18 protein-coding genes are annotated in these 19,943 nt (G+C 62.4%); 5 read left to right on the top strand and 13 right to left on the bottom strand.

The annotated features are described in order from the left end of the window. Positions 1-72 precede the first annotated feature (72 nt). Together AC1D10_RS20380 and AC1D10_RS20375 are read left to right on the top strand one after the other, a co-directional pair. Positions 73-258 carry a hypothetical protein gene (locus AC1D10_RS20380; RefSeq protein ID WP_477274968.1) on the top strand — a complete coding sequence of 62 codons (186 nt, stop codon included), beginning with the start codon at positions 73-75 and terminating at the stop codon, positions 256-258. A gap of 232 nt (positions 259-490) precedes the next feature. Further along, on the top strand, positions 491-1,438 hold the full coding sequence (locus AC1D10_RS20375) for an alpha/beta hydrolase (protein ID WP_477274966.1): 948 nt from the start codon (positions 491-493) through the stop codon (positions 1,436-1,438). Positions 1,439-1,519: 81 nt separating this feature from the next. Here the strand turns inward: AC1D10_RS20375 and AC1D10_RS20370 are convergent, their stop codons facing one another. Then, complete coding sequence (locus tag AC1D10_RS20370; RefSeq protein WP_013531163.1) at positions 1,520-2,419, bottom strand: LysR substrate-binding domain-containing protein; 900 nt, start codon at positions 2,417-2,419, stop codon at positions 1,520-1,522. 227 nt (positions 2,420-2,646) lie between these two features. Between AC1D10_RS20370 and AC1D10_RS20365 the strand changes: the two genes are divergently transcribed. The 3 genes from AC1D10_RS20365 to AC1D10_RS20355 all read left to right on the top strand — a co-directional run bounded on the left by AC1D10_RS20365 (position 2,647) and on the right by AC1D10_RS20355 (position 4,593). Next, a complete protein-coding gene (locus AC1D10_RS20365; protein WP_378915037.1) occupies positions 2,647-2,832 on the top strand; it encodes a hypothetical protein in 186 nt (61 codons plus the stop codon). A 339-nt stretch (positions 2,833-3,171) separates the two neighbouring features. Beyond that, complete coding sequence (locus AC1D10_RS20360; protein WP_013894968.1) at positions 3,172-3,306, top strand: hypothetical protein; 135 nt, start codon at positions 3,172-3,174, stop codon at positions 3,304-3,306. Positions 3,307-3,654: 348 nt separating this feature from the next. Beyond that, positions 3,655-4,593 carry a GlxA family transcriptional regulator gene (locus tag AC1D10_RS20355; protein WP_379096501.1) on the top strand — a complete coding sequence of 313 codons (939 nt, stop codon included), beginning with the start codon at positions 3,655-3,657 and terminating at the stop codon, positions 4,591-4,593. 95 nt (positions 4,594-4,688) lie between these two features. Here AC1D10_RS20355 and AC1D10_RS20350 read toward each other — a convergent pair whose 3' ends face one another. The 12 genes from AC1D10_RS20350 to AC1D10_RS20295 form a co-directional block, all read right to left on the bottom strand. After that, the gene (locus AC1D10_RS20350; RefSeq protein WP_477274962.1) at positions 4,689-5,033 is read right to left on the bottom strand and encodes a peptidase inhibitor family I36 protein; all 345 of its coding nucleotides are present in this window, start codon (positions 5,031-5,033) and stop codon (positions 4,689-4,691) included. Between the two features lie 90 nt (positions 5,034-5,123). Continuing rightward, entirely contained in the window at positions 5,124-5,969 is an 846-nt protein-coding gene (locus AC1D10_RS20345; protein WP_477274960.1) for a DUF1194 domain-containing protein, read from the bottom strand. Between the two features lie 94 nt (positions 5,970-6,063). After that, positions 6,064-8,625: a GcvT family protein gene (locus tag AC1D10_RS20340; protein ID WP_477274959.1), complete on the bottom strand. Its 2,562-nt coding sequence runs from the start codon at positions 8,623-8,625 to the stop codon at positions 6,064-6,066. 159 nt (positions 8,626-8,784) lie between these two features. After that, positions 8,785-9,543, bottom strand: coding sequence for an FkbM family methyltransferase (locus AC1D10_RS20335; RefSeq protein WP_477274957.1), 759 nt, complete (start codon positions 9,541-9,543; stop codon positions 8,785-8,787). Further along, complete coding sequence (locus tag AC1D10_RS20330) at positions 9,540-10,769, bottom strand: hypothetical protein (protein ID WP_477274955.1); 1,230 nt, start codon at positions 10,767-10,769, stop codon at positions 9,540-9,542. The genes AC1D10_RS20335 and AC1D10_RS20330 overlap by 4 nt, the downstream gene beginning before the upstream one ends. A gap of 23 nt (positions 10,770-10,792) precedes the next feature. Continuing rightward, a complete protein-coding gene (locus AC1D10_RS20325; RefSeq protein ID WP_477275015.1) occupies positions 10,793-12,223 on the bottom strand; it encodes an aspartate aminotransferase family protein in 1,431 nt (476 codons plus the stop codon). 105 nt (positions 12,224-12,328) lie between these two features. Further along, on the bottom strand, positions 12,329-13,336 hold the full coding sequence (locus tag AC1D10_RS20320) for an NAD-dependent epimerase/dehydratase family protein (RefSeq protein WP_477274953.1): 1,008 nt from the start codon (positions 13,334-13,336) through the stop codon (positions 12,329-12,331). Beyond that, positions 13,333-13,764: an EamA family transporter gene (locus AC1D10_RS20315; RefSeq protein WP_477274951.1), complete on the bottom strand. Its 432-nt coding sequence runs from the start codon at positions 13,762-13,764 to the stop codon at positions 13,333-13,335. The genes AC1D10_RS20320 and AC1D10_RS20315 overlap by 4 nt, the downstream gene beginning before the upstream one ends. Positions 13,765-13,888: 124 nt before the next feature. After that, positions 13,889-15,241: an FAD-binding oxidoreductase gene (locus tag AC1D10_RS20310; protein ID WP_477274949.1), complete on the bottom strand. Its 1,353-nt coding sequence runs from the start codon at positions 15,239-15,241 to the stop codon at positions 13,889-13,891. A gap of 2 nt (positions 15,242-15,243) precedes the next feature. After that, entirely contained in the window at positions 15,244-16,677 is a 1,434-nt protein-coding gene (locus tag AC1D10_RS20305) for a UbiA family prenyltransferase (RefSeq protein ID WP_477274947.1), read from the bottom strand. A 227-nt stretch (positions 16,678-16,904) separates the two neighbouring features. Beyond that, positions 16,905-17,168, bottom strand: coding sequence for a hypothetical protein (locus AC1D10_RS20300; RefSeq protein ID WP_167392187.1), 264 nt, complete (start codon positions 17,166-17,168; stop codon positions 16,905-16,907). Between the two features lie 166 nt (positions 17,169-17,334). Beyond that, positions 17,335-19,824: a mechanosensitive ion channel family protein gene (locus tag AC1D10_RS20295; RefSeq protein WP_477274945.1), complete on the bottom strand. Its 2,490-nt coding sequence runs from the start codon at positions 19,822-19,824 to the stop codon at positions 17,335-17,337. Positions 19,825-19,943 lie beyond the last annotated feature (119 nt).

Here is a 19,943-nt window from a genome sequence, read left to right as displayed (position 1 = left end):
CGCATTTAAGCCCCATCGAAGGGCCGGCCGGAAATGTCTTCCTGCCGCGATGACCTTCCGGAGGAAACCAAAATGTCGATGTTCGAAAGCCTCGGCCGCTATGGTGTGGCCATCAAGATTGCCCACGACAGGAAGAAGTCGATCCGGGCCATGAACAACCTGCCGGCGCATGTCCAGAAGGACATCGGTTGGCCGGCATCGCCGCCGAACGACCCGCAGGCGGCGCTCATCTCGCTGCTTCTGGGTACGGCGCGCTGATGACATTCGCCGACAGATGCAAGGTGCTCGTCAGGCGTCGGAGCCCTCATGCGGCCCCGGCGCCTGGCAACCACCGGCTGCGCGCCGCTTCTGCCGCGTCGCTGACCAACGCGTCGCGGATCACACCACCGTGTAGACATAGCGTAAAACTTGACATTTTCGGCCACGGCACGATCTTCGCAAGTCAGGGGGAATTCTCTTAGTCGGCTGCAGCCGAAGTTCGTGTACCCGCATGCCAAGTTTCAAAAGCCACTTTGTATCGTTCGTGCTCCGGCACAGCCGCAAAAAGGCGTTTGCCAGCCCGGAAAACCTGCAGCGCTGGATCGCTGCCGCGCGCAAGACCGAGAACCACCAGCCGCCCGCCTCGCTTCGTCAGCGTCTCGACATCGAGGTGCATGCGGTTGATGGCTTCCCTGTCTATGAAATTGCCCCCAGGGCCGGCGAGCAGAAGCGGATTCTTTATCTGCACGGCGGCGCCTATGTCTTTGAAATCACGCCCTATCATTGGCACCTGATCGCCGACATGGCCGACCGGCTGGGTTACGGCATCACCGTGCCGATCTATCCCATCGCTCCCGAACACGATTTCCACGCCATGTTCGGCATGGTTGGCGACGTCTACCGCCAGATGCTCGACGAGACGGAGGCTGAGGATATCGTCTTCATGGGCGATTCCGCCGGTGGCAACATGGCCGTGGTGCTGACCATGATGGCCGCGGAAGAGGCCGTGCCCCTGCCGTCACGCCATGTGCTGATTTCACCCGGCCTCGACATGTCGCTTTCCAACCCGAAGCTGTTCGAGGCCGAACGCAATGATCCGTGGCTCGGCATTCCCGGCGGCCTGGAGGCGATCCGGATGTACAGTGCCGGCATCGACCGCAACGACTGGCACATCAGCCCGCTCTATGGCGATCTGTCGGTATTGCCGAAAACGCTGCTGTTGACCGGCTCGCACGACCTGCTCAGTCCCGACAATCTGATCTTCGCCGAAAAGGCGCGTGCCGCCGGCGTCGAAGTCGATGTCGTCTATGAGGAAGGCATGTTCCACGTCTGGCCATTGATCGACATGCCGGAATCGCGCCGCGCCCGCCAGCACATCGTCGCGTTTCTGAGCGAGAGCCGCTCGCCGATCAGGCAAGACACAAGGTTCGAAGTGCCCTCCGCCGAGGCGGCGGAGTAGCGCTTTCTGCTCTCGGTCCGACGCTGAAGCTATTCCAGGAAAATGTGAAACGGTTTTCCGTCCGGAATTGCGTCAAACCGATCAGAACTTGCCGGTTTCCCGGAACACTTCGAAGGTGGCGCGGATATGGTCGGCGACGGCCTTGACCGGCGCGCTGGCGTCCGGCGCCACCACCATTGCCAGATTGTAGGTGCCGATGTCGGGCATGCCGTCCTTCGGGCAGAGTTCGACCATGTCGTTGCCGAGGAATGACTTCGGCAGCGGCGCCACGGCGAGATCGGACATGATCGCAGCGCGCTGTCCGGCTGTGTGGGCGCTCATATAGGCGATGCGGTAGTTGCGGCCCTCGCGGCCAAGCGCATCAAGTGCGCCCGCCCGCCAGGCGCAGCCCTCTTCCCAAAGCGATACCGGCAAGGGTTCGCGCAGATGCGCGCAGCCGCCCTTGGCGCCGGCCCAGACGATCGGCTCGGTGAGCAGCACCTCGGCGCCCAACGCGCTGGTCTTGTAGGAATTGGTCAAGAGCGTGATGTCGAGCGCCCGGTCGTCCATGCGCCGGCGCAAATTGCTGCTCTGGTCGATGGTGACATCGACGGCGATCGACGGATGCGATTGCGCGAAACGCTTCAGCACATGCGGCAGCACGCGCTCGCCATAGTCATCCGGCGAGCCGAGCCGGACAACGCCAACAATCTCGGGAATGATGAACTTCGACACCACCTCGCGGTTGATCGACAGCAGCCTGCGGGCATAGCCGAGCAGCATTTCGCCATCCGTGGTCAGCGACACCGAGCGGGCGTCGCGCGCGAACACCGAGCGGCCAAGAATATCCTCCAGCTTCTTGATTTGCATGGAGACGGCCGACGGCGTGCGGAACACGGCATTGGCGGCAGTGGTGAAGCTGCCGGTCTCGGCAATCGCCACGAAAGTGCGCAAAACGTCGAGATCGAGCAGTGGCAGTGGATGATTGAGCGGGGCGTTCATGGGAATCGACCTTCAATTTTTCTGATACAAAGCATCATTCCATTTCGTTTGATTGAACATCAGATTGGGAGGATAGTCAACACCATCGAGGCAGGACGCATTGGAAGTGGCCCCGAAACGGCCACGAGACAAACCTGCAATCGACATGAAATGGGGTTGAAACACATCGCGTTCAACGCCTCACATCCAGGGTCGGACTGTTCCGGCCCGCCACCAAGGAGAAAGAAATGTCTATCCTGTCGTCCATCGGTCGGATCGCGACCGAATTCAGCGCCGCCCGCGCCCGCTACCAGACCGAACGTGCCATCCACTCCCTGCCGATCGAATTGCAGAAGGATATCGGCTGGCCTGAAGCCGCCGACACCAAGACCGGTCTTCGCAATGGCGTCGGATCCTGGGCTGGAGCAAAGTAGATCGTGTGTACCAAGTGCTGAAGGCCTGCCGCGCAGCCCGCCCGGCAGGCCTTCTCTGTTTTATTTGTATTCAAATGAGTTTTGAAGCCATGCCGCCAGCGCATGACGCATATGAGCAAGCCGCATAGCGACCCATCTTCCCGATTAGTGCCTTGTAAATAATCGTAAATTTCGGGCATCTTGCCCAAATTTGTCGCAATCGGTGTCGCATTTCATATCAAGCGCTTCGCATTTGCGATTTAGTTTTACGCAGCACAAGCCTATATCAGCGTCAGCAAACGAGCTGCCCCACTCCATCAAGCGAAGGCGACCCGTCTGAGCAACCGAATGGAGATGATCATGAAGCTTTTTGCCCGCCTCTTCGCCCGCCGCGAAATGAACCTGACCACCGCTCTCGAGCGTCAGCGCCTCGCCAACACCATGCCCGGCCAGACCGGCGCGATGGCTGCGGCGCGCCTCGGCTTCGTCGCCTGAAATTTTTTGCAGGCAGCGCTTCCCTGCCGCTGCTTTAGAACTGTAACGCCGCCTGGCTCCGGCCAAGGCGGCGTTTTTGTTCCGCCGCAAGAGCGCAATTTGCCTGTCGTTTGAACAGTTGGGGGGCTGCTTTCAGCTCTCGCTGCATGCCGATTGCCCATTTGCGACCCATGTCGCAAATTTAATCTCGTCCTGGCAGCGTAGCCGATTGACAAGAATAGTTTTTCCTGATGTCGCTATGCTATTCGCGACATCCTGTTCGCGCCATGGCTGTGTGAGGTTCCCTTGAACGCCGTCAAGCATCCGATCAAGCGATCGTTTGTATTCTTCCTTGTCCCCGATTTCACCATGATCGCTTTTGCGACCGCGCTCGACCCGCTGCGCTCGGCCAACCGCATGCTGGGCTATGAGGCCTATCGCTGGCGTCTCGCCAGCATCGACGGCAAGCCGGTGCGCGCCTCGAACGGGGTCGAATGCGCGGTCAACACCTCGCTGGAGGAAGAGCGCAAGAAGATGGCAGGCCCTGACCGGCCGAACATGGCCATCGTCTGCAGCGGCATCAATGTCGAGCGCTATCAGAACAAGTCGGCCTTCGCCTGGCTGCGCGAGGAGTACAATCGCGGCGTCGCCGTCGGCGGCCTGTGCACCGGCGCGCATATCCTTGCCGCCGCCGGCCTGCTGTCCAACAAGCGCTGCGCCATCCACTGGGAAAATCTGCCGGGCTTTTCCGAGGCGTATCCGAAGGCCAATGTCTTTGCCGACCTGTTCGAAATCGACCAGAACATCTACACCTGCGCCGGCGGCACCGCCGCACTCGACATGATGCTGAAGCTGATCGGCGACGATTTCGACGAGAACCTCGTCAACCGCGTTTGCGAGCAGGTGCTGACCGACCGCGTGCGCAGCCCGACCGACCGCCAGCGCCTGCCGCTGCGCGCCCGCCTCGGCGTCCAGAACTCGAAAGTGCTGACCATCATCGAGCTGATGGAGGCAAACCTGTCCGAGCCGCTGTCGCTGATCGAGATCGCCGACCATGTCGACCTGTCGCGCCGCCAGATCGAGCGGCTGTTCCGCACCGAGATGGGACGCTCCCCTGCCCGCTACTATCTGGAAATCCGGCTCGACCGCGCCCGGCATCTGCTGATCCAGTCGTCGATGCCGGTGGTCGAGGTGGCTGTCGCCTGCGGTTTCGTCTCGGCCTCGCATTTCTCCAAATGCTACCGCGAGCTCTACGCCCGCTCGCCGCAGCAGGAACGCGTCGACCGCAAGCAGCTGCTGGCCGCCTGATGCGATAGATTTGAACAGGATGGTGAGCGGCGACAGGCAACTGGATCGGCGGCCGGCCGGCGAAACGGCACTGGCCGCCGGAACTCCGCCATCGCTTAATAGTCGTTGCAATAACACTCCGCCGACGAGATGCGGTCGTTCCACTCGCTGCCACCGAAATCGCGGATCCTGCGCCTGATCTCGATCGAACGGCCCTCCATCCGAGAATCCTCATAGGCAACGAGCGTGCAGCCACGGCGAACGATCACCGACGACACGCGGTCGTTCCAGAACTGACCGCCGCGAAAGTTCACGGAATCCTCAGCCCCCATGCCGATAGACCGCCCGCGAAAATTTGCGTGCTCGAACATGATGCATGCGGGCTCATCGTCGTATTGGGCACTGGCGCCATCGGCACAAAGCACGGACGCGACGGCAGTCAGTATGGCAAGACGTTTCATCTGGTGTTTCCTCGGTTCTAACCGCGGCGCCCCCGCCGCGGGATCGCGCGGCCTCGCAAGTTTGCCATTGCTTCGGCCGGAGAGGCAAGCCTAGCGGCTGTCGAACATCCAGCTGCGGTTGCGCCACAATTTCTCTCCGACCAGGCAGTCGCTGGCGGGCTTGTCCTGCGCCAATACCACCGGCGGATGCGCGGCTTCTTCCGCCGCCCATTGCGGCGAGGCTGGACCGGCAAGCTCCAGCACCAGCTTGCGGCGGATGGCCTCGGGAAATTGCGTCCAGTCGTTGACCGGGATCATGAAGGCACCCGGACCGCCGATGACGCAGTCGCTGTAGTAGCGATCGAGATTGTTGACGTCGTAGGCGCCGGAAAAGCCGCCTCGGGTCATCAGCGGCAGTCCGTTGATGACGATGCCTTGCTTGATCAGCTCGTCGCGGGTGAGATTGACCGGCGCGCCCTGGTTGTTGGGGCCGTCGCCCGAAATGTCGATGACCCGCTTCGTCCCCTGGTAGCCGCTTTCGGCGAAAAGATCGTAGCCGAACTCCAGCGCGCCGGAGATCGAGGTGCGCCGCGCGCTGCCGGGCGGCTGGGCGGACAATTGCACGACCACCCGCTCCGCATCAGCGCGGCTGGCGATCACCGTCCACGGCACGATCACGCGCTGCCAGGTGGTGCCGGCCCATTCGACATAGGTGACGGCGATCTTGCCGTGGGCGCCATCGGCAATGGCCTGCAACACGTTGTCGTGCATCAGCGCCGCCGCGTAGCCGTGACGCTGGATTTCGAGTTCATCCGGCGACATCGACAGCGAAACATCGACGGCCAGCACCAGCTCGACATCGACCGGTTCGTCGGCGAGACACACCGGCGTCAGCCAGAACAGCGCCAGCGCTGCGCCGCCCGAGAGGAAATGTCTTGCACAGGAAAAAGCAGACATGCCGCAAGGGTAAGCGAGAATCGCCAGTTTAAAAAGAGAAAAGCCCGGCCATGAGCCGGGCTTTGCATGACGCTGTTTCGCGCCCCGCGAGCACTCAACTGCGCGGCTTGAGGTTTTCCGGGTCGTAGAGCGGCTTGTAGCCGACCGCGGCCACTTCGACCGGATAGGTTTCACCGAAATACTCGATGGAGAGCTTGCGGCCTTCCTGGGCGTACGCCCACGGCAGATAGGCAAGACCGATGTTCTTGCCGATGGTCGGGCCATAGGCCATCGAGGTGGTGAACGACCGGCGGCCGAGTTCGTCGACCAGCGTTTCGCCCGTCTTCGGGTCCATCACCGGCATCGTCCCGACGGGATAGCGGGCAACGCCTTTCGCATCGACATTTTCGGTCATCACCAGCGTGCACAGCATGGCCGGCTGGTGCTCGCGGGCGCGGTATTCCGCGTGCTTCGCCTTGCCGCAAAAGTCGTTCTCCTTGACCTTCGGGCGGGCGAGATCGGCTTCGAGCAGATTGTACTCGGTCAGAAGGTCGGCATTCTGCAGGCGCAGGCTCTTTTCCATGCGGCGCGTGTTGGCATAGGTCTCGACGCCAAAGGGCATCACGCCGGTCGAGCGCAAGGCATCCCAGACGGCTAGGCCGTCCTCGTAGCGCATATGCAGTTCCCAACCCTGCTCGCCGACATAGGAGATGCGGAAAGCCGTGACGTCCTTGCCGCCGATCCGGACCGGCTTGATCGCCGCGAACGGGAAGTTTTCAATCGAGAGCCCGTCCGGAGTCTCGACCACCTTCTGCAAGGTCGCCCGCGCGTTCGGACCCCAAATGCCGATGGTAACGAATTTCTCGGTCACATCGGTGATGGTGACATCGAAACCTTTATCCTGCGCCGTGCGGCGCAAGTACTGGAAGTCGCGCGGGCCGGCATCCGCCCCGTCGATCAAACGACAGCGGTCGGCCATGCGGATGACGGTAAAGTCGGCGCGCACCATGCCTTCCTCGTCGAGGAAGTGGGTGTAGATGCCCTTGCCGATGTTGTTGTCGCCGCCGATCTTGGCCGCGCACAGCCATTCCAGCAGCGCGACATGGTCGGGACCTTCGATGTCATACATGGCGAAGTGCGACAGGTTGACGATGCCGCAATCCTCGCTCATGGCGAGGTGTTCGGCATTGGAGACGCGCCAGAAATGGCGGTTGTCCCACTCATTCTCACGCACCGGCACGCGGTTGCCATACTTCTCCAAGAGATGCTCGTTGGCGGCATAGCCATGGGCGCGCTCCCAGCCGCCCAGTTCCATGAAATAGCCGCCGAGTTCCTTCTCGCGCTCCCAGAACGGCGAGCGCCGGATGTTGCGGCCCTTGGAGAAGGGTTCGCGTGGATGCACCGCCGGATTGTAGACCTTCATCGCCGTCTCGGTGCAGCGATCCCAGATGAACTGCTCCTTCGTCTGGTGCGGATAGAAGCGCGCATAGTCGATGGCGTGATGGTCGATCGCGGTGCGGCCGTCCGTCATCCAGTCGGCGATCAGCTTGCCCATGCCGGGCCCGTCCTTGACCCAGATGGCGACGGCGTACCACAGGCCCCTCACCTTCTGGCTTTCGCCCATCGACGGGCCGCCATCCGCTGTCACCTGCAGAAGACCGTTGAAGGAATGGCTCTCGTTGTAGCCAAGCTCGCCCAGGATCGGCGTCAGCTCCATGGCGCGTTCGAGCGGCCCCAGGATCTGCTCCATGTCGAGATCACGCTGCGAAGGCGAAAGCCGGGCCTGGTCTTTCTCCAAGAGGTCACGCGGATGGCAAAGGCGCGGATTGGTCTCTTCGTAGTAGCCCCATTCGATCTGCCCGCCTTCGGCGGTCTTGGGATCGCCGGTGTCGCGCATATAGGCCGAATTGCCCTGGTCGCGCAGCAGCGGCCAGCCGATCTCCTTGCCGGTGCCGGCGAACTCGTTGTACGGGCCGAAGAAGGTGAGCGGATGGTCGATCGGCATGACCGGCAGGTCTTCGCCGACCATCTCCGCGATCAGCCGGCCCCAAATGCCGGCGCAGACCACGACATAGTCGGCCTCGATGGTGCCGCGGTCTGTCACTACGCCGGTGATGCGGCCGTCTTTGACGACGAGCGACCTGGCCGGTGTGTTGGCGAAGGACTTGAGCTTGCCGGAGGCTTCCGCCTGGTCGACCAGCTTGCCGGCGACGGTCTGTGAGCGCGGTATGACGAGGCCGGCATCGGGATCCCACAGACCGCCCTGCACCATCCCTTCTTCGATCAGCGGAAATTTTTCCTTGATCTCGGTGGGCTCGATCAGCCGGGCGCGCGTGCCAAAAGCCTTGGCCGAGGCGATCTTGCGCTTGATCTCTTCCATGCGGCTGTCGTCTCCGACGCGAGCCACTTCGAGGCCACCGATGCGCGCGTAATGGCCCATCTTCTCGTAGAAATCGATGGAGTAGAGCGTCGTCCAGCACGACAGGAAATCGTGGCTGGTGGTGTAGCAGAAGTCGGAGGCGTGCGCCGTCGAGCCGATGTCGGTCGGGATGCCGGACTTGTCGATGCCGACAATATCGTCCCAGCCGCGCTCGATCAGATGATGGGCGATCGATGCGCCGACAATACCGCCCAGGCCGACGATGACGACCTTCGCCTTTTTCGGAAACTCTGCCATTGCCCGCGACTCCAAAGTGATAAAGCGGGCGGACTATAGGGCGGAGCGGCGGGCCAGATGAAGCCTGTTTGCGACATCGGCAAAAAGCCGAGCGACCAGACGGCCGAATGGTTCACATCGGGCGCCTTGGCCGGTTCTCTTTTCGCTCGACAGATCCGCTCAGGCGAAGGCCCAGATGTCCTCGGCCTGGAAGCCGACCTGGTAGCCTGATGTCTTCAGCTTGACCACGACCTGGCCGATCTCGGCCGCCGGCAGAGCGCCGACCTCGACCTTGATCATGCCTGGGCGATAACGTTCGAGGTCGAGTTGTTCGAACACGATCCAGTCGGCACCCTCGCAATCGACGAGGAAGGCGTCGATATGGCTGATGCCGTTGCGGTCGAGCAGCGTCTGCAAGGTCTCCGACGGCACCTCGATGTCTCTGAGATGCGGCGCGAACTTGTTGAAATTGGCGTCGGCTTCGCCCCAGGCATTCCTGCCCGACATCAGATTGGTGTCGGTCACCGACGAGCAGCCGATGAACTCGATGGGCAATGTGCCTGCCTCAAGTGCGGCGGCATCGAAGGTGTGGACGGTGATCGTGCCCTTGCTCTTCGTCACCGCCACCGGCTCGATGACGAACCGGCTCGTGTCGGGATAGTTGGCGCGCAGCCGCTGCTGATTGTACGGGATCGGCTCGACCAGCATGGCGCGTGCGCCAGCTATGCGGTGCAGCCACGGCGTGACGTCGTCGAACAGCGCGCCGTCGCAGGCGCCGACATTGACCATCTGGAACGGTCGTCTCGATCCGCCAAAGCGCGCCTTCAGCGCCACCTTGGCCAGGAATTTCGTGCCGCGCAGCGACGGCCCGCGATCGAGAAGCCCACAGGGAAGACCGAGCGAAAGGGCAATGCGCGCCAGGTTGGATACGGAACTCATGACTTGTCTCCGGAAATGACGTGCAGGGCGCGATGCTGGCCACGAACCACTGTCGCCCACAGCGCCGTCAGCGGCGTCGCCAGCAACAGGAAAGGCGGGATCAGATTGGGGAAGTAGATGCGGGTGTCGTGGATCGGGAAGACGACGAATTTCGCCAGCACGCCGAGAACCAGCGCCGCAAACAATATGCCGGCGCGGCGATCGAGACGGAAGCCGGCGCGGCCGGCCGCATACCAGCCGGCCAGTGCCAGCACCGACACGCCGACCCAGCTGTTCAAGCTGACAGCGCGCAGCAGTGATGTGGCAAACGCCCTGAGATAGGCGGTGACCGAGAAGGCCGGCTCGAACCCATCCATATTGTAGTGCTGCTCGATGCTGGAGAACCACAGATGCGGCCACCAGCCGGGATGATGGGCCCAGTGGGAAATGGCGAAATAGGCGACGAAGGACGCGGCAAAGCCGGCCAGCGCGCCCCACGCCTTCTGCCGGAGAGTGACCAGAAGCACGGCGAAAATCGCAAGGAAAACAATGTTGTCCGGCCGCGCCATGAAGGCAAGGAAGAGCAGGATTGCCGTTGCCGCCTCGCGGCCGCGGACATAGGCGTAGAGGCCGCCGAGGAACAGCGCCGAACACAACAGGTCAGGCGTCGAGGCGCGCGCCGCGTCGCCGAAGTCGGCCATGATCAGCACCGCGCCGACGATAGGCGCCAACGCCAGTGCCCGCGCCGAGCGCAGCCAGAGCAGCGTGATCGCGCCGAACAGCAGCACGGAGAACACCGACACCAACCGCATCGCCTCGACCGGCGACATCACCGAACTCATCGTCGACAGGATCTCGGCATAGAGAAACTTGATGCGGTACATGCCGAGCAGCGAATGAAAGTCGGCGGCATTCTCCGTCATATGGCTGCGGAAGCCGCCGCCATCATCGGTCAGCGTCTTGTAGTCGCCCGCCGACACGCCGGCCTTGACGGTGTTGTAGGCATAGTCATGCAGCGCCTGCGCATCGGGATAGGTGCCTTCCTCGGCGATGGCGAGGTAGGGCAGCATATCCCAGTTGGCGTCCGGCATAACCCATGCCGTGAACGCCGTCAGCAGGATATAGAGCGCAAAGGCCGCCGCGCCGATGGGTGCTGCCAGCCGTGCATAGGTCCCCTCGCCCCACGCCAGTCCGGCCTCGGTGAGCCGGTCGAGTGGGTTTTTCGCTACAGGAGACTTGGTCAGCATCATCTTGCTCGGCGAGCTACGCTTTAACGGACTTGGCTTTTGACGAAATCCTTGACGATCGCCACGATGCCGCGCGACAGCAGGCTGTCGAAGGCATCGACGAAGCGGTCGACATGCTCACGCTGGCAGATCAGCGGCGGCTCGAGCCGGATGACGTTGCGGTTGTATTCGGTGAAGGCCACGAGCACGTCGTAGTCGCGCAACAGCAACGCCCCGACGAAGCCCGACAGCGACCCCTTCAGCTTGTCGTCGAGTACGCTGACGATCGGCCGCAGCACCATCGGCAAGGTCTGCGAGAAGTCGTGGAACTCCAGCCCGACCATGAACCCCTTGCCGCGTACATCCTTGATGATCTTAGGGTATTTGTCCTTGAGCGCCTGCAGCCGCTGCAGCAGGTAATCGCCGGTAGCGGCGGCGTTGTCGATCAGCCCCTCGTCATAGAGCACGTTGAGCCCCTCGATCGAGGTGACGCAGGCCTCGCCCATGCCGCCGAAGGTCGCCATCGCGTGGATCATCGCCGTCTTCGGCGTGCCATAGGCCTTCATGTAAACCTCGCGCCGCGCGATCATCGCGCCGACCGCCGCCTTGCCGGCGCCGAGCGACTTGGCCAGCGCCGTCACGTCCGGAATGACGCCGTAGTGCTCGAAGGCATAGAAGCGGCCCGAACGGCCATAGCCGCACTGCACTTCGTCGGCGACCCACAGCACGCCATACTGGTCGCACAGCGCGCGCAGTTTCTGCCAGTATTCGGCCGGCGCCTGGATGATGCCGCCGCCGCCCTGGATGGTTTCGAGCACGATGCCGCCGACCTCCGGGTCGGAGCGGAACAGGCGTTCGACCGCTTCGATGTCGGCAAACGGAATGCGGACCGTATTCTGCGCCATCTTGAAGTCGGCGCGGTAGAGTTGGCCGTCGGTGATGCCCAGCACGCCCTTGGTCTTGCCGTGGAACGAATTCTCGGCATAGACGATTTTCGGCCGCTTCGGGCCGGCGGCGCGCTCGGCGAGCTTGACCGCTGCTTCCATCGCTTCCGAGCCGGACGAGCCGAGGAACACCATGTCGAGATCGCCTGGCGAGCATTTGGCGATGTTGTGCGCCAGCGCCGCCGCATACTGCGACATGAAGGCAATGGCGATTTCCTGGCGCTTCTCTTCCTGGAATTTTTTCCGCGCTTCCAGGATGCGCGGATGGTTGTGGCCGAACGCCAGCGAACCAAAACCGCCGAAGAAATCGAGGATCTTGCGGCCGTTCTGGTCGATATAGAACATGCCCTCAGCGCGCTCTATCTTGATCTTGTGGAAGCCGAGCAGCTTCATGAAATGCAGCTGGCCGGGATTGAGATGCGCCTTGAACAGGTCGGTCATCTCAGCGACGTCCATCGCCTTGGCCTGCTCGACGCTGATCAGGTTGGGCTTGGCGATGGTGACTGGCGACAGCGCCGGCGCGCTGACCATGGTGCGCGCGCTCGTCTGTTCGGGCTTGGCCATGACGGTCATTTCAATCTCCTGTCTGCGCGCATGACCGTGATCGTGCGCAACGAAAGCTGTTTTGCGAACCCGCTATTCGGCGGGCACTTGTTTGCTGGCGACGGCGTGACCGGCCCTTTTGCCGCGGTACTCGCTGTAGGCGGCGATCAGCATGTCCTCGTCGCGGTACTGCGGCACCCAGCCGAGCTGGCGCTCGGCCTTGGAGACGTCGAGCACGCATTCCTCGTCGGCGATCAGATACTGCTCAGGATCCATGATCGGCATGTTCAAGAGGTCAAGCAGATCGAGCGTGCGCTTCACCGCCCAACCGGGGGTCGGGATCAGCATCGATTTCGAACCGGCATGCCTGATCAGGTCGCCGAGCAGCTTCTTCACCGGCGGCGGGTTGAGCGAGCCGAGGTTATAGGCCTCGTTCGGCACCCCGGCCTTCCAGGCGGAACGCGCGGCCTCGGCGCAGTCGAACACCGAGATGAACTGATAGGGATTTTTGCCCGAGCCGATCATCGGCACCGGAAAATTCCAGTCGATCAGCTTGAACAGCTTTTCGAGAATGCCGAGCCGGCCGGGGCCGATGATCAGGCGCGGGCGAAACAGCGAGATCGACATGCCGCGCTTGCGCCATTCGGCCGCCAGTTCCTCTGTCTTCTGCTTCGACCAGCCATATTCGCCAAGCGGCGCCACCGGATGCTCCTCGGTCATCGGCTGGGTCACCGTGTGGCCATAGATCATGTCGGTCGTGTAGTGGACGAGCTTGGGCGCGCCGGCCTTGTCCATGGCCTGCATGATGTGCTCGGTGCCATGGAAATTGACCGGAAAGAAGAAATCGTGCCGCTTGGCGCGCACCTGGATCGGCGACAGCATCTTGGCCGACAGGTTGTAGACCATGTCGTCGGCCTTCAGCCCAACCGCGGCGACCGAGGCCAGGTCGGTGACGTCGCACTTAATGAAGCGGACGCTGCGGTAATGCGGTAGGTCGCTCCTGGCGATGTCGGCGACGACAACCTCTTCACCATCGGCCAGAAGTTTCGGGGCAAGGTGGCGGCCGACGAAACCGTCGCCGCCGAAAATCACATGTCTCATCGAATAGTCTCGCTGTGAATCTTGTGGGACGAAAGAGAAGCCGTTTCCGCCTCATGCCCGCGCCCACTCTGAGCAATGAGCACCGTGCCGACGCAGATGCAGGCGATGCCGGCTATGCGCCAGCCATTGAGATCCTCGCGGAAGACGAAATAGGCGAAGATGGCGACAGCGACATAAGCGAGGCTGAGGAACGGATAGGCGAAGGAAAGCTCGACCTTGGAGAGCACGTAAAGGTGCGAGGCCATCGAGATGACGAAGGTGCACAGGCCGAGGAAGACCCACGGGCTGAAGACGATCTGCAACAGCTTGACCAGGGGATTGACGCCCTCGAACGAGATCGGCCCAAGCGACATCATGCCTTGCTTCAGCATCAGCTGCGCAGCGGCATTGGTCATGACCGTAAAGAGAATGAAGACGATGTATTTCATGTGTTCCCAACCACCCCTTCATGCTTCCTATTACAAACCCGCAAACATTTCGTGAAGCCACAAGAATGTTTTCAATGGACTGTAGAGTTAGCGATGCGCTAACCAAGCTTATTTCAAATTTTATCTATTCCGCAGCCTCGACGTCACCGCGCCGCATGTCGAGGTTCTTTGCCGTCCGTGCCCAGAAACTCGACATGAAGGCGGGATCGCGGAGCCCCTCCAGCCGTGGCCATTCGGGAAAAGACGAGGCGAAGATGCCGGCACCCATGCGGGCGTCCTTGTAGGGATTGACGGCGCCGCCGGCCTCGATCGTGATGCGATCGAGCTCCCGCAGCAGCGCCAGCGTCGCCGCCCCTCTGTTGGGGAAATCCAGGGTCAGCGTGTAGCCCTGGCGCGGGAACGACAGCAGTGCCGGCGAGCGGATAGAGCCAAACCGCTTCAGCACCGTGAGGAACGACCCCTGCCCAGCCCGCCTTGCAGCCGCCAGCAGCGCCGGCACCGCCTCGCTCGCCGTCTCTTCCGGCACCACGCTCTGGTGCTGGAAAAGCCCTTTCGGTCCGTAAAGCCGGTTCCAGTCGCGCACACCGTCGAGCGGAAAGAAAAAACCCTGGTAGCCGACCTGGCGCGGCGTCGCAGACCTTCCCTTCTTCCACCGGTAGGCAGCATTGAAGGCGGTCAGGAACGGCCGGTTGAGGACATTGAACGGCGGCTGGACCGGCACCGAGAGATTGCCGCCGGCGCGCGAGGCGGCGTGCGAGCCGTGCTCGGCATGATTGCCGGTGAACAGCAGGCCACGGCCGCTGTTGCGGCCGCCGGCGAGCTGGTCGATCCAGGCGACCGCGTATTCATTGGCCTGGTCCGCCGCCTCCGCTAGCCCGAAAAATTCGCCGAGATCGCGAAACGGCGTCGCCGTCTCGACGATGTCGAGCGAAGGCACCCGCATCAACCGGATCGAGGCTGACAGGATGAGGCCAGTCAGCCCCATGCCACCGATCGTCGCTCGAAACAGCCGGGCATTGTCGGTCGCCGAACAGCGACGGGTCCTTCCGTCGGACCTGAGCAGCGTCAAGGTCTCGACATGGCAGCCGAACGTGCCGCGCCGATGATGATTCTTGCCATGCACGTCATTGGCTATGGCACCGCCGAGCGTGACGAATTGGGTGCCCGGAACAACCGCCGGGAAAAAGCCGTAAGGAGCAGCGTATGCGATGATGTCGGACAACAGCACACCGGCATCAGCTTCGAGCAGGCCTGTCTGGGCATTGAAGGCGTGGATCCGTTTCAGCGGCCGCATATCGACGATCGAGCCGGCCTCGTTCTGGCAGGAATCGCCGTAGGAGCGGCCGTTGCCATAGGCAAGCAGCGACGCCGGTTTCGCCTGACCGCCCTTTAACAGCGCAATGCCATCGTGGGCACCGATCGCGCGGGGCGCCGGCGGCGTGGCAAGGCCAAAGCTTGGGAAGTGTCCGGCAACCACGCCTACCAGCCCCCGAGGACCAGCATCACCGCGCCGATCAGCACCACGATCTGGCTGCGCCAGTCGCGGATGATGAAGACCACCGGGTCGTCATGCATCTCGTCGCGGCGCGCCAGGATCCAGACGCGCATGGTGAGATAGAGCACGATCGGCGCCAGCGGCCAGATCAGCCATGGATGCGGATAGAGCTCACGCACCGCGACACTGTCCATGTAGAGCGCCAGCACCAGCGCCGAGGAGAAGGCCGAGGCCATGCCGGCCTGGGCGACGATCTCCTGGTCTTCGGTGCGATAGCCACGGCCAGCAATGCGCTCACCGGGCGGGATGGCGGTGGTGCGCAGTTCGACGAAGCGCTTCACCAGTGCCAGCGACAGGAAGAAGAAGATCGAGAAAGCGAGCAGCCAGAACGAGACGTCGACGCCGGTCGCGGCCGCACCCGCCAGGACGCGGATCGTGTAGAGGCCGGCAAGCGTCAGCACGTCGACCAGGAGCATGCGCTTGAACGAGAGCGAATAGGCCGTCGTGACGACCATATAGCCGCCGAGCACCGCCAGGAATTCGAGCGATATCAGGGTGCCGGTGCCGATGCCGATCGCCAGCAGCACCGCGATTGCGCCAAGCCCGAACGGGATCGACAGCGCACCGCTGGCGAACGGCCTGTTGCGCTTGGTGGCGTGCTTGCGGTCGAGCGCGAGGTCGAAGAAATCGTTGACGATGTAGATGGCCGACGCCACCGCGCTGAACGAGACGAACGCCAGCAGGCATTCCCAGATCATGTTGGTGTTGAAGTATTCATGCGAGAGCACCATCGGTACGGCGATCAGCGAGTTCTTCAGCCACTGATGGACACGCAGCATCTTGACGATGGTCCGCAATGTCGGCTTCGGCACTGGCATCGCTTCGGCGCCATGTGCTGCCTGCCAGCGCGCGGCATGACGGTCGGGTGCCACGACGATTGCGGTGCGCGCCGCGTCGAAGACCGGGAGGTCGTGGCGACTGTTGCCGGCATAGTCGAAGCCGCCATCGCCATAGGCCGCGATCAGTGACGCGCGCTTCTTGCCGGAGGTGAGATTATCGGGTCCGTCGGTGGCCAGCACCTGGTCGAAAATGCCGAGGTGGGCAGCGATGGCGTCGGCGAACTTGCGCGGCGTGCCGGTCGCCAGCACGATCTTGCGGCCCTCGGCGTGCTCGGTCCGAAGGCGGCAAAGCAGCGCCTCGCGATAGGGCAGCGAGGCCGGATCGATGTCAATGCGTTGGGAAATCGCCTGCTTCAACCGGGCCGGCCCGCCGGCGGCCCAGAAAGGTATGAGGAAGATATAGAGCGGGTTCTTCTTGAGAAGGATGAACAGCCCTTCCCACAACAGGTCGGTCGCGAGCAGCGTGCCGTCTAGATCGACCGCAAGCGGTATTGCGTTCCTGTCCGACCGCGCATCCATGTCCGTCGTGCCCTGCCAGCGTGTGATCCGGAAAACCGGAATCTCGTTGCGCGCCGCGTTTCGGCGTCTTGAAGCTGGTATAGCCGGCAACGGCATAGCGAACGTTAAAACACCCGGCGCGGGCCGGTTCTTGCCACGGTATTTCCCCTGTCATCGTTAAGCAGCAATGACCGGAAACAATAAAAGGCCGGGCAAATACCCGGCCTTTTCCTGTCATGCCGTTGGAATTACTTGATGCGGGCGACACCGCCAGAGATCTCGACGGTTTCCGAGCCGGTGAGGGCTTCGAGGTCGCCATTGGGCAAGGTGACGAAGCAGCCGTTCGGGCAGAATTCAACGGTTTCGCCAGCGGCCAGCGCAAGGTCAGATTTGCTGCCGCCCTCGGTCACGATCAGCGTGCGGGTCTCGGCGTCCTTGTTGACCGCGCTGGCGGCATGCGTCGAGCCGATGGCGGCGGCCAGAGCGACGGCAGCGACGAGAGACTTCCACATGTTGCAATATCGGTGTTCCCACCGCCTCTGTTGCATTTCGCAAGGCATTCTCGCCTTTGCATGGGAGCTTATATGAGATGGAAGCTGAACCGCAACTGAATGCCGCATTCATGCCGCAATTGGCTTTGGAGGGCTGCGAGCGGGCGCTGCTGACTGTCAGGACAACCTAGTCGGGATCTGGCTTGCGCACCTTGCGTCCCGATTTGGCGAGTCGCTTCGCCTCGGCCGCGGCCTCTACCTTTGCCTGCTCCTGCTCGGCAAAATCGGCCTCGATCTTGTCGTCGTCGGTCGGCCAGGCCTCTGGCTTGCGGACCTCGACGACAGCGCGTGGCGTCGAGGGAATCTCGATATGCTCGCCGTTGAATTTCTCGAGCACGGCAAAGCGGATGTCGTTCTGCGCGATATTGCCGTTCATCACATCGGCCAGGAACACACGGATCTCGAATTCCAGTGCTGCCGCGCCGAAATTGGAAAACAGCACGAAAGGTTCCGGGTTCTTCAGCACCATGGGGTGGCTGCGTGCGATGTCCAGCAGGATGGCGTGAACCTGTTTGACGTCGCTGCCGTAGGCGACGCCGACCTTGATGTCGACCCGGCCAAGCTTGTTGCGATGCGTCCAGTTGCCGACGGCGTTGTTGATCAGGTTCGAATTGGGCAGGATCACCGACTGCCGCTGGAAGGTCTCGATCTCGGTGGCGCGCACGCTGATCTTCTTGACGGTGCCGCTGACATCGCCGGCGACGATCCAGTCACCGACCTTGAATGGCCGCTCGGCCAAAAGGATCAGGCCGGAGACGAAATTGGACACCACATTCTGCAGGCCAAAGCCGATACCGAGGGAAAGCGCGCCGGCGACCAGCGCAAGACTGGACAGGTCGATGCCTGCAGCCGATATGCCGACCAGTGCCGCCAGCGCAACACCGGCATAGCCGACGGCCAGCCGGATCGAATTGCGCACTCCGGTATCGACCTTGCCGCGCGCCATCACCGAGCCGTCGAGCCAGCCCTGGAACCAGCGCGTCAGGAAATAGCCGATGATGAAGACGACGATGCCGGAGAGGATGCCGGTGACCGAAATCGTCACCGAACCGACGGTGATCCCGGTTGCCAGCCGGTAGGCCCACGCCTCGATGTCGCCGGGCTGGAAACCCCACATCAACAGGATCAGCGGCAGGAAGACCAGCACGATCATCAAGTTGATGGCGACGCTGACCGCGAGGCCGAGTTGATCGAGGGCGGCGTCATCGTAGCTCGAATTGGTCGACAGCCAGCGCCCAACGGACGTGTCGGCGAAAGCGCCCTCCTCGCCGATCGCCCGCGCCGACAGGAAGCCGATATAGGAAGTGATGAGGATGGTGCCGGTGACCAACACTTGCACCGAGACAAAGATGGCAAGGCCAATATAGCCGAGCAAGGCCGCCGCGATGGTGAACAGACCGAGCGCGAGCGCCATGTAGCGTAGCCATGCCGGCCACGGACGCCAGCTTCCATCACGCGCCCTGAACGGCCGCAGCATCGCCATCAGGATCAGGATCACGCCAAAGATGATCGTGGCGCCGAAGCTCCGGGCAATGGTCAGCGACAGCGGCGAACCCATCTTGTCGTTGACGATGGACAGGAAATAGTTGACGCCGATGACCACTGCCATGGCGGTCGTCAGCCGCACCAGCCAGCGCGCCGGGCCGGTTTCGACGGGAATGAGCCGCCAGTTCGGCAGCCGCGGCTCGAGCGCCGCATTGGTCAGCCGGTTGACGCCGAACACCACAGCGATGACAGCCGCCAGCGCGTTCAGGAAGACCCCAATGTCGCCACGCAACACATTGTAATAGTTGAATAAGAACACCGTGGAGGCCAGGAATACGCTGACCGCCAGTGACGGCAGCAAGGTCGACCAGAACGCCACCGACAGGCGGCTGAGATAGGATGGTTCCTCGACCGTCGGATCGGCTTCGAACACCCGCCCGAACAGGCGCCTGCCACCAACCAGCAGCACCAGCGCCAAGCCGAGCGCCACGAAGGTCGCTGCCAGGATGGCCTTGAATTTGAACTTGAAGGCAAAGCTCAGCCAGGACGCCACTGCCTTGTACAGGTTGGCGTATTCGTCCCTGGCGTCCGAGAAGACCTCCGGGCTCAGGGCATCGGACAGCACGTAGCGCTTGGTCAAAAGGTTGCGGAACAGCGCGCTGCGCATGTTACCGATCTTGTCGATCAGCCCGCTGATGCGGATTGACAGGTTCTGCGCGCTGGCGACGACTGCGTTGATCTCGGCCTTTTCCGACGCCAGCGCCTGGCGTTCGCCGGTCACAATGTCGGGCTCCTGCGGCTGCCCCGCCGCTGGCGGCGGGCCTAGCGTCTCGATCCGATTGTTGATGTCGGTAAGGCGCGAACGAAACGCCAGCGCACTGGTGAGTGCCGCCCGCGACATGTCCTCCAGTTGGAGACGGATATCAACGAGTGAGGCATCGTCCTCACCGTCCTGCTGGATCTTCTTCTCGAGATCGTCGGTCTTGGCCGTCAGGCCCTGGATGACTTTCTGCTGATCGGTGATCAATCCGGCAGCGCCCTGACCGAGCGCTTGCGCCATCGCGTCAAACGAAGGCGGCGCCGAGACAACAAGCGCGAGGATCAAAATGAGGCGAAGCAATCGAAAAAGCATGATTTGTTGGCGACTCATGGGCGGCAAAGGCAATTTGAAAGCCTGTCCTTGATAAAGACGGCCATATCATGGGGCAAGCCATCGCGTCCGATCGCCGGCCTCATCCGATCGCTGATCCC

Source organism: Mesorhizobium sp. P2_A8 (genome assembly GCF_056404935.1).
The sequence above is the reverse complement of the archived record's forward strand: the minus strand, read 5'-3'. Positions and strand labels throughout refer to the sequence as shown.